Origin of the sequence: uncultured Parvimonas sp. (assembly GCF_963524015.1) — a bacterium.
In the GTDB taxonomy this organism is placed as follows: domain Bacteria; phylum Bacillota; class Clostridia; order Tissierellales; family Peptoniphilaceae; genus Parvimonas.
The window spans coordinates 1-10,961 of the sequence record NZ_CAURDT010000012.1; the positions used below are offsets into that span (position 1 = coordinate 1).

General features: G+C 25.9%; 10 protein-coding genes. All 10 read right to left on the reverse strand.

Translation table 11 applies throughout. The features are described 5' to 3' along the window. Nucleotides 1-1,330, reverse strand: a 1,330-nt coding sequence (locus RWJ08_RS07435) for a hypothetical protein (protein ID WP_313961636.1), incomplete at its 3' end; no start/stop codon positions are given. Continuing rightward, on the reverse strand, nt 1,317-2,522 hold the full coding sequence (locus tag RWJ08_RS07440) for a glycosyltransferase family 4 protein (RefSeq protein WP_313961637.1): 1,206 nt from the start codon (nt 2,520-2,522) through the stop codon (nt 1,317-1,319). The genes RWJ08_RS07440 and RWJ08_RS07435, both read right to left, overlap by 14 nt. A gap of 1 nt (nt 2,523) precedes the next feature. Beyond that, nucleotides 2,524-3,597, reverse strand: coding sequence for a glycosyltransferase (locus tag RWJ08_RS07445; protein ID WP_313961638.1), 1,074 nt, complete (start codon nt 3,595-3,597; stop codon nt 2,524-2,526). Then, a complete protein-coding gene (locus RWJ08_RS07450) occupies nt 3,584-4,780 on the reverse strand; it encodes a glycosyltransferase (protein WP_313961639.1) in 1,197 nt (398 codons plus the stop codon). Before RWJ08_RS07450 ends, RWJ08_RS07445 begins: the two co-directional genes overlap by 14 nt. Nucleotides 4,781-4,785: 5 nt before the next feature. After that, the gene (locus RWJ08_RS07455) at nt 4,786-5,928 is read right to left on the reverse strand and encodes a class I SAM-dependent methyltransferase (RefSeq protein WP_313961640.1); all 1,143 of its coding nucleotides are present in this window, start codon (nt 5,926-5,928) and stop codon (nt 4,786-4,788) included. 22 nt (nt 5,929-5,950) lie between these two features. Continuing rightward, nucleotides 5,951-7,201, reverse strand: a complete 1,251-nt coding sequence (locus RWJ08_RS07460; RefSeq protein ID WP_313961641.1) for an ABC transporter ATP-binding protein — start codon at nt 7,199-7,201, stop codon at nt 5,951-5,953. Next, a complete protein-coding gene (locus tag RWJ08_RS07465) occupies nt 7,201-7,974 on the reverse strand; it encodes an ABC transporter permease (protein ID WP_313961642.1) in 774 nt (257 codons plus the stop codon). Before RWJ08_RS07465 ends, RWJ08_RS07460 begins: the two co-directional genes overlap by 1 nt. Nucleotides 7,975-7,977: 3 nt before the next feature. Then, nucleotides 7,978-8,907 (reverse strand): GDP-mannose 4,6-dehydratase, encoded by a 930-nt coding sequence (locus tag RWJ08_RS07470; protein WP_313961643.1) that lies wholly within the window; start codon nt 8,905-8,907, stop codon nt 7,978-7,980. 15 nt (nt 8,908-8,922) lie between these two features. Further along, nucleotides 8,923-9,954, reverse strand: a complete 1,032-nt coding sequence (gmd, locus tag RWJ08_RS07475) for a GDP-mannose 4,6-dehydratase (RefSeq protein ID WP_313961644.1) — start codon at nt 9,952-9,954, stop codon at nt 8,923-8,925. A gap of 21 nt (nt 9,955-9,975) precedes the next feature. Further along, nucleotides 9,976-10,961 (reverse strand): mannose-1-phosphate guanylyltransferase (locus tag RWJ08_RS07480; RefSeq protein WP_313961645.1); only part of this gene is annotated, 986 nt, incomplete at its 5' end.

Consider the following 10,961-nt stretch of genomic DNA (forward strand, 5'->3'; position numbering starts at 1 on the left):
GGGTTATTTTTGCACCTTCATAGTTCAAATTATCTGGTATCTGTTCTAATATTGCTAAACTAAATAATACGACAACTAATATTGAAAATATCTTTTTATGTAAATTATTTTTTAAGTTTTTATTCAATTCATTTAGTAGAAGACATACTGCTAAAATACTGAAATAAGCAATGAATACAGATATCCTTGCATAAGCTCTAATTTGTGCTGAAACTAAGATTGAAAATATTAATCCAAAACCTGATGCAGTTCCCAATAAGATAGCTGATATATTTAAATTTTTTAAAAAAATTATCTTTTTATCTTTTAACTTATTTTTATTAAATAACATTAGCAGCAAATATACTACTCCTATTATTCCTATTATTCCTAAATATTCTACACCCGTTCCTTCTCCTCTAGGCAAGTATTGTAAATATTCTTGAAGTGATAATTTAATTTTTTCAAACCCTGGGATATTCATGTATTTAGGAGATATAAATAATCTAGATATTGTTAAAGAATACATGTCAGATTCTTTAGCAAATCTAATAGGAGCTTCTAAATTTTTCCCAACAGAAAAGTTATGTATTAATCCAGGAATATAAATCAAAAATCCTACAAAAAATATAATTCCATAATTCCATAATAATTTATATAAATTATTTAAAGTCCGTTTATTCTTTAAATTTATTTTTGAAATAAAAACAATCATGAGAAAGAAACAAAAGAAAAAAGCATAATATATTCCACTAATTGGAATTAATGATAAAATCAGCACGGAATACAAGTTTTTTCTATTTTTTATAAATTTTTTTATACTAAAATCTTCCTCATCTATATAAAATTTATATAAAAATAAGACCATTAGCGGTATTAGAAAATAACAAGATAAATAAAAATGTCCTGCTCCTCTAAAAAATCTGTATGGTAAAAACGTAAAACATAAAGAACCTAAAATAGATATTAAAAAATTTATTTTAAATTTTCTCATTACATAATAACTTATCATTGATGTTAATGGAAAAATTCCTATAAAAAATATATTAATTGCTTTTCCCCAATCTTTTGCTAAAATCAATATTATCTTAAATATGAATAAAAATAAACTATCAAAGTAAAAAGGATAATCATATAATTCTCCTCCAAAAGGTGCTCCTACATTAGGATTTTTAAACCACCATCCAAAATCTTGAATATTCTTAACATTATATGATAAATAAAGTCCATCTCCTGTATATGCAGGTGGCATAGAAAATTTCATATAATTTATTTTAAGAATTATCATTGTTAAAATTGTAGTCAAAATAAATACAATGCTTAGTTCTTTTAATATTTTATTTTTTTTCAAAACTATCTCCCTCTTTCTTAAAACTTAAAATTTCAATAGCTTTCTTCAATTTTCTCATTACAACATCCCATTTATAATTATTTTCAACATATTTTATTCCGTTTTTTGACATTGTTTTCATTATTTCAGGATGATTAATCATAAAATTCAGTGCTTCAATAAACTCATATTTATTTTCGAAATATAATCCTGCATTACTTAAAATAGCATGTTTTTTTAAAACTTCACATTGCCCGTTTAATAAAACAGGAACTTCTAAATACATTGCTTCTAAAGTAGACAATGACAAACTTTCAAATTTTGAAGGTAATACTAATAATTTAGATTTTCTGATTAAATTAACTTTTTCTTCTTCAGATACAAAACCTAAAGCAATTATATCCTTGTTTTTAGGTATTTCCATAGCACTTTTACCTGCTAATATTAATTTCAGATTATTATTATATATTTTTTTATATTCTAAAAAATTTTCAAACATTTCTTTACAACCTTTAGATTCATCAATTCTACCTACATAAACAATATAATCATCTTTTATACCAAATGCTTTTTCTAAATCTATATCTGGTGTATTTTTATCAATATCTACACCCAAACCAACTATATCACTTTGTATATGATTATTTTTAAACCTTTTATTTACAAAATCTCTTTCTGTTGTTGTTGAATATAGTATTGCTCTTGGCAAATTAAAAGTTTCATTAAATATACTGTAGTATATAGGTGGTTCATCATGAGCAGTAGGAATTAATATACTTTTTTCCGGTGCGACTTTTAATCCAAAATAAGTTGTATAATACAAGTATGTAAGAAAAATAATAATATCATAATCCTCTTTATAATCTTTAAGATATTCTATCAATTTTGATGAATGAGGTCCTTGAGCTTTTTGCCACTCTATTCCTAAATTTTTATTTTCTTTATCATTATTTATTTTTTCAGATATTTTATTAAATTTATTTTGATTCCTTTCAGAATCAACTTTTTTTCTTATAACTTTTACACCATTTATATACTCTGTTCCTTCTCTATATTCATTTTTCCATGTAACATAATCTATTGCACAAGTTGTTAAAACTGATACATCATAATCATCCATAAGTCTTTCTGCAAGCTGTCTGCAATGAAGTTCAGCTCCTCCATTAATTTCAAGCCCATATCTTTGAACAACAAATAAAATTTTTTTCTTCATACTATCCACCTATTCGTTTAATAAATTCCAATAGCTGTTTTTCTACTTTTTCTAATTTAAAATCTTCAAGTCTTTTATTTTGTTTCTTGATTATTTCTTTTTTTACATTTTCATCTGAAAGAATAAAATTCATTAATTCTGATATTAAAAAATAATCTTTCTTATTTACAATTACTCCACTATTTCCTAAAGTGTATTTTATTGCACTACTGTTATAAGCCAAAATTGGAATTTCAAAAAACATACTTTCGACTAATGGAACACAAAATCCTTCATGTTCACTCATGCATAAAAATAAATCTGCGACTTTATAAAAAGCTAAAATTTCTTCAAATTTTATATGCCCAGGAAATATGACATCACTTTCTAAATTTAATTCTTTGATTAATTTTTTTAACAATTTTGAATAATTTTCAAATCCTCCATCATTTCCAACTAAAATTAATCTAGAATCCTCACTAACATATTTTTTATAATAGTAAAAAGATTTAATTATATCTTCATGCGCTTTGTTAGGAGCTATTCTTCCTACAAATAATATATTTTTCTTACCATCTGAATATGTTTTTATAATTTTCTTATCAGGAACTTTTTCATAGTCTCCAAAAGGAATTAATATAGGTACTGTCATTATGTTTTTATATTTCAGTTCATCAAGTTCATTTTTGTTATAATCTGAAACAGCTAAACTATAATCGAAATATGTACTTGCATATTTCAATCCTTTTCTACCGTATTCTACTAAATTATATAAATACTTATTATATTTTTCCATATACTTTCCTGGAGTAATGTTATGATACCTCATTATTTTTTTGCATTTATATTTTTGTAATGAAAAACTTAAGTCAGTTCCAGTAGATTTGTGATAAATCAAAATGTCATTTTTATTTACTTTTTTTAATTTACTTATATTAAAAACTTTATCCTTTACTCTTTTATCTATATTTTCTGCATAAAGTTCAGAGGTATATCCATTTTTTCTCAAGATTTTATCAATATTTATTGCATCATTACTAACTGCATCTCCATAACTCATTGTTGGTAAAACTTGTATTATTTTAATTTTCCTCACCTACTAACTCTTTAAAAAAATCTATATATTTTTTAGTAACAATTTTTCTATCAAAATTCTTAAAAACATACTTTTTTCCATTTTGCCCAATTTTATTAACTATATTAAGATTATTAATATAAAATTTTAAAATTTCTTCAAATTCAAAATAGTTATTAAAGTACAGTCCTCCATTTGATTCTATTGCAAAATTTTTTGTTACCTCACATTTGTTATTTACTATAACAGGTGTTCCAACAGCCCAAGATTCCATAATTACTATTGAAAAACTTTCATTTATAGAAGGCTGTATTAATGTTATAGCATTTGCATAAGCTCTGTATTTATCTTCTATGCTTACAAATCCCAAATCATAAACATTTTTCTTTATATTTTGAGGAATCTGTATTTCTCCTCCTCCTATTAATACCAAATCTAAATCAATAGAAGTATTTTTTTCTTTAAAGATACTAAAATATTTTAATAAAAGATGAACATTTTTTCCTTCATCTTTTCTTCCAGCATAGAGTATATACGGATTTTTTAAATTGTACTGTTCTTTAAACCCTTCTAATTTATTTGGTATGTTAAAATCTAGCCCTTCTCCTAAAATAGGAATTTTAATATTTTCCATCCCATAAAGTTTTTTTGCTAATTCTTGTTCAGGTTTAGCATGAAAAATAGAAGCTGATGAAATATTAAAAATTTCTTTTATTGTTTCCATATAGGCATATGATTCATCATGCAAACAAGGTATTATTACCGATTTTTTTCTAGCTTTTTTTACTCCATAATATGTTGTTCCAAACATATAAGGAATAAAGCAAAACAATGAATACTCGTCTATATTTTCTTCAATATAACTTTCTAAATCTGTACTTCTAATCATTTCTTCAAAAAAAATTTTTTCTTCTTCTATTGTTATCCTATGATTATTCATTAATTTAAAATTAATTTCATCAAATTTTTTTGTATTCCTTTTTCTAACTTTAAATCTTTTAACTTTTATTCCACCCTCTATATAATCTCCAGATTTATAGTAATTCTTGTTCCAATCAGACATAAATTTTTCAGCACAAGTTGTTAATACTTCTAATTTAATTCCATTTTTTTGTAAATCTTTAATCAGACCTCTTAATTCTGTTTCCGCTCCACCTGGTATTTTATCACCATACCATGGAACTACAAATGCTATTTTTTTCATATTAATCACTTCCATGCAATTACCGCATAATCTTGATATCCAAATAACATTTCATGCATTCTTCTAATTTTTTCATTATATTTCTCTAACTCTTTTGGATCCATATCGTTGTCTTTAAGTACAGGTGCTTCTATATCAACTGGAGAACTGTAAATAAATTCTACTTTTTTAAATCCATGTTCTTTTAATAACATTTCAATTGTAAATGGATGAACATATTGTCTATGTGTCAAATCTAGGGTATATGCCATAGTTTGCGTTACCAATGCCATTGGATTTATTGTTTCAAGAATTAAAGGACTCCCTTCTTGAAGATTTTTATGTGCCCCTTTTATTAATTTTACTATTTGTGATGGTTTTAAATGTTCTATAACTTGCGATGAAAATATTCCCCCCAAGTTTAAATTATCATTATCATATAAATAATTTACCCCGTCTTTTAATTCAACAGACAATCCTTCTTTTTTACATTTTTCCACCATTTGTGGATTAATATCCATACCAAAAACATATTGTTTTCCCGCATTTAGCAAAGTTTTAATAAACTCTCCTCTTCCACAGCCTATGTCTAATATATTGTCCTTGCCAGCATATAATCTTACAAATTTTTCTTGCAATTTCTGTATACTTTTTTCAGAACCTCTATATTTATTTTCAAAAGCGAGGTAATCCATATCAAAATTATTTTCTTTTTCTATTTTTTCTAATTTTTTTATTCTTTCGTCTTTTTCATCTAATATTTGTCTTATTTTTTCATCTTTTTCATCTAATATTTGTCTTATTTTTTCGTTTTGTTTATTTAAATTATTTATATTTCTAACAACATATGAATTAAATGTTATCTGATCTTGCATCATTGGAACTATATACCATCTAGTCAATTTTCTAATCACTTTTTTTACAAATGCAAATAACTTATTTCTAGATAAAATTTCTCTTTCCAAATTAATATTCCAAACTCGGTTTAATACATCTATATCATATCTAAAATTATCTTCTTCACTTATTTTAGGAGTAAAATCAAAATTATTTATTTTTTCTTCCTCTACATATCCTTTATCTTTTATATTCTGTCTAATCTTATTCATTATTTCTTCAACATTGATATTGTCAATATTTATTTCAAAGTCATTTTCTTTTATTTCCATAATTTTACATATCCTTTCTATTCTATAAGTGACTAAATTTATGTTTTATTCTAAATATTCCAGCATCTTTTAAAATGCTATAGATACTAAATTTTTTTATTTTTCTTATATAATCATAAGGTTTTCCATATTCATCATGAAAGGCTATATCCAAATAATATTTACCTTCTAATAATTGAATCTGATCTATTATTACTTCAACAGTTCCTTCATCCTGAATCTTAATTTTCCCAAAATTATCAATAAAGGTATTTGTTCCATAACAATTTAATCCATCGTTTCTAAAAATTCCGAATCCAAAAACAGAATCTTTTAATTCATCATTATTTCTTTTGTATTTAACTTGTATTTTTAGCTTGTCTTCTGAATTGTAAGTATCACTTACTTCGTCTTTTTCATTCAATAACTTTATATCAATAATTTCAACATCTTTATTCCCGGTTCGATTTTTATCTTTTTTATTTTCTTTTTTTTCAGTAATTTTTTCTTCTATTTTTTCTTTACTTTGTACTTTTATTTTTTTATTCTCATCTTTACTCATAATATCATCTAAATATTCTGCAACAATATCATGAGGTATTCCTTCATCTCTTATTTTACCTTCCTCTATCCATATAGCTCTATTACACAATCTCTCTATTGATCCCAAATCATGTGATACTATTACAATCGTAATTCCACTTTTTTTCAACTCTAACATTTTATTAAAACACTTAGCCTGAAACCTAGCATCACCAACTGCCAAAATTTCATCAATCAGTAAAATATCTGCATCAACATTTATCGCAACAGAAAAAGCCAGTCTCATATACATTCCTGAAGAATATGTCCTAACGGGACTATCTATAAACTCTTCTAATTCAGAAAATTCTATGATGTTATCTAATCTAGCATCTATTTCTTTTTTCGTAAGTCCAAAAATAGAAGCATTTGTATAAATATTTTCTCTTCCAGTCATATCAGGATGAAATCCTGCTCCTAATTCCAAAAGACTTGAAATTTTTCCATTTATTTCTATTTTTCCTTTATCAGGATAAATTATTTTTGTCATTAATTTTAACAATGTACTTTTTCCACAACCATTATGACCAACTAATCCAACAACTTCTCCTTTTTCTATTTCTAATGTTACTCCTTTCAAAACTTCATGTCTTGTATAACTATTTCTCTGTTTAAAAAAAAGTAACCTTTCTTTTAAAGTATGTCCTTTATCACTATATATTTTAAAGCTCTTTTCTACATCCTTTACACTTATTACAACATCTTTCGTCATTATAGTTCCTCCGCAAAGTTTTTTTGTAATTTTTCAAATACAAAATATCCAATGATAATCATAATTATTCCATAAATTAGTATACCTCCAAATGAATTAAAGCTTGGCATTCTTTTGTAATATAAAATATCTCTATAAAAATTTATTATTCCTGTCATTGGATTTAAATAAAACCAAAAACGATGTCTTTCTGGTATCATATCAATATTATAAACTATCGGAGTTAAATAAAACCACATCATCACTATTATATTTAAAATATATTCCAAGTCTCTAAAAAATACATTTAAAGCTGAAAATATAAAAGTCATTCCCAACACAAGAATATATTGTACAACCATGACAACTGGTAGAAGTAACATATATTTACTAAAACCAATACCACTGACTAATATTGTTAACAATACAACTATCATACTATAAAACATATTCATAAACGCTGAATTACTTGTTACTATTGGCAATATTATTCTTGGAAAGTATATTTTTTTTATTAAATCTTTATTCATCATTATACTCACAGCCCCTACTTGTATACTAGAAGCAAAAAATATCCAGGGGATTAATCCAACAAATAAATAAATGTAGTATTTATCAATATCTACTCTCATAATTGTTGAAAACACTATTGTATAAACAACTAATTGCAAAAGAGGATTCAGAAATGTCCACAAAAAACCCAATACTGAACCCTTATATCTAACTTTTAAATCTTTTTTTACTAAGTTTGAAATCATTTCACGATAGTCATATAATTCTTTTATAATTCTCATAATTTATTTTCCTCTCCAATATTCCAAAACTTCCTTTAAAGTTTCGTCAATAGAAATTTCTGGACTCCATCCCGTATCTTTCTTAATTTTTGAATTGTCACATTGTACTATTGGTACGTCAACTGGTCGAAATTTTTCTTTATCTATTTCAATTTTTATTTTTTTACTTGATAAATTTATTAATTTTTTTAAAATATCTTTTACCTTTATAACATTTCCTGAACCTATATTGTATGATTCTCCTATTTTTCCACTCTCAAGTAACATTAGATACCCTCTAACAATATCTCTTACATCGGTAAAATCTCTCAAAGTATCTAAATTTCCAACTTTTAATACAGGAACTGCACTTTTTTCGATTTTTACAATTTTACTTGCAAAATCAGGAACAACAAAATTTTTACCTTGCCTAGCGCCAATGTGATTAAATGCTCTTACGAATATAATATTCATTTTATAAGCTTTTACATATAATTTACCAATTTCTTCCTGTGTTTTTTTACTAATTCCGTATGGACTTTGAGGATTCTGTAATTGTGTTTCTTTAATTGGACAATCTTCAGGTTTTATAGTTCCATACTGATCACTTGACCCAATGATTAGTATTCTAGAATTTATATTATTAATTCTCACAGCTTCTAATAGGTTCAAAGTACCATTTACATTAACATCTATTGTTAAAACTGGTTTTTGCCATGAAAGTCCTACTGCACTTTGTCCAGCTAAATGAAAAATCATATTTGGACTTATATTTTTTATTACATCGCTAACATTTTCTGCATCTAGCAGATTCATCTTAAATATCTTTATTTTATCATTTTTATAAGTTTCACTTATTGTTGTCCCATAAACATCATAACCACTTTTAAAAAGATAATCAGACAAATATCCTGCAACAAAACCATCAACTCCTGTTACTAATACTTTTTTCATTAAGAATCTCCTTCATTAAAGTGATTTTAATTTAATTTCCTTCTGAATATTTTCTAGATCATTTTTAACCATTCTCTCAACTAGTTCAGCAAAAGATATTTCTCTTTTCCAACCTAATACTTTTTCAGCTTTTGCAGTATTTCCAATTAAAATATCAACTTCTGCTGGTCTAAAGAATTCAGGATTTACTCTAACAATTATTTCTCCTGTTTTAGAATCTTTACCTACTTCATTAACTTCTTTGCCTTCCCAAATTATGTCTATATTTACACATTTAAAGGCTTTTTCAACAAACTCTCTAACTGTTCTTGTTTCATTCGTTGCAATTACATAATCATCTGCTTTATCCTGCTGCAACATTAACCACATTGCTCTAACGTAATCTTTTGCATGCCCCCAGTCACGTTTAGCATCTAAATTTCCTAATTCTAAAACATCTTGTACACCTAATTTTATTCTGGCAACTGCATCTGTTATTTTTCTAGTAACAAATTCTTTTCCTCTTCTTTCAGATTCATGATTAAACAATATTCCTGAACATGCATACATGTCATAACTCTCTCTGTAATTTTTAGTAATCCAATGGCCATAAAGTTTTGCTACTCCATATGGACTTCTAGGATAAAAAGGTGTATTTTCATTTTGAGGTACTGTTTGGACTAATCCAAACATTTCGCTTGTAGAGGCTTGATAAAATTTTGCTTCAGGTTTCACTGTTTTTATAGCTTCAAGCATGTTCAAAACTCCAATTCCATCAATTTCTGCAGTTGTAACAGGTTGTTCCCAAGAGGTTCCCACAAACGATTGAGCTGCTAAATTGTAAACCTCATCTGCTTGAGAAATTTGCATTGCATTTATTAATGAAACTAAATCTGTCATATCAGCATATATAAATTTTATTTCATCTTTTCTATGCTCTATATTTCCAAAAGTGGTCACACTTTTCCTTCTTATGAGTCCATAAACTTTGTATCCTTTTTCTAATAATAATTCTGCCAGATATGAACCATCCTGACCATTTATCCCAGTGATTAAAGCTTTTTTCATTTATATTCTCCAATTTTCATTTTATAAATATTCATTCCTGTTACAAATTTTTAAATTGTTAATAACTTCTTTAACTTCTTGTGTATTATTTTTATGACAAATTAGTGTTACATCATCAGTATCTACAACCACTATATCTTCTAATCCAATAGTTGCGATAAGTTTATTACTTCCTTGAATTATTGTATTTTTTGTTTTTATACTTATTACATTTCCTGTTATTACATTTCCATCTTGATTTGTTTTATTAATCCTTTCAAGAGACAGCCAGCTTCCTACATCATCCCATCCAAAATTTCCTGGAATGACGTAAATATTCTTAGCTTTTTCCATTATTCCATAATCTATGGATTCTGATGGAAGATTTAAAAATTCTTTTTTTAATACTTCTTCATATTTTCCTGTATTTATTGATTTTCCAATTTTTTGTAGTCCTTCATAAATTTCAGGTAAATATTCTTTAAAGTTTTTTAAAATAGTTGATGCTTTCCACACAAACATTCCGCTATTCCATAAATATTGTCCGCTTGTTAAGTATTCTTTTGCTTTTTCTAAATTTGGTTTTTCTACAAAACGTGAAACTTCATAAATATTTGTACTGTCTTTAAAACTTTCACCTTTAGTAAAGTTAATATACCCATATCCAGTTTCAGGATAATTAGGAGTAATTCCTATTGTTGCTAGATTATCACCCTTTTCCACTACATCTAAAGCTGTTTTTAATGTGTCAATAAAGATTTCATTGAATTTAATCAGATGATCTGAAGGTAAGATTATCATTTTTGAGTTTATATCTTTTTTTGCAATGTGAATTGCGGCAAGTCCAATACAAGGCGCTGTATTTTTTGCGGCAGGTTCAATGATAATGTTTTCCTCAGGTATGTCTGGGACATGTTTTAGAACTAGATTTTTATACATTTCATTTGTAACTACATAGATATTTTCAATATTTACAAGACTTTTTACCCTTTCAACAGTATGCTGAATCATAGATTTTCCATCATCTG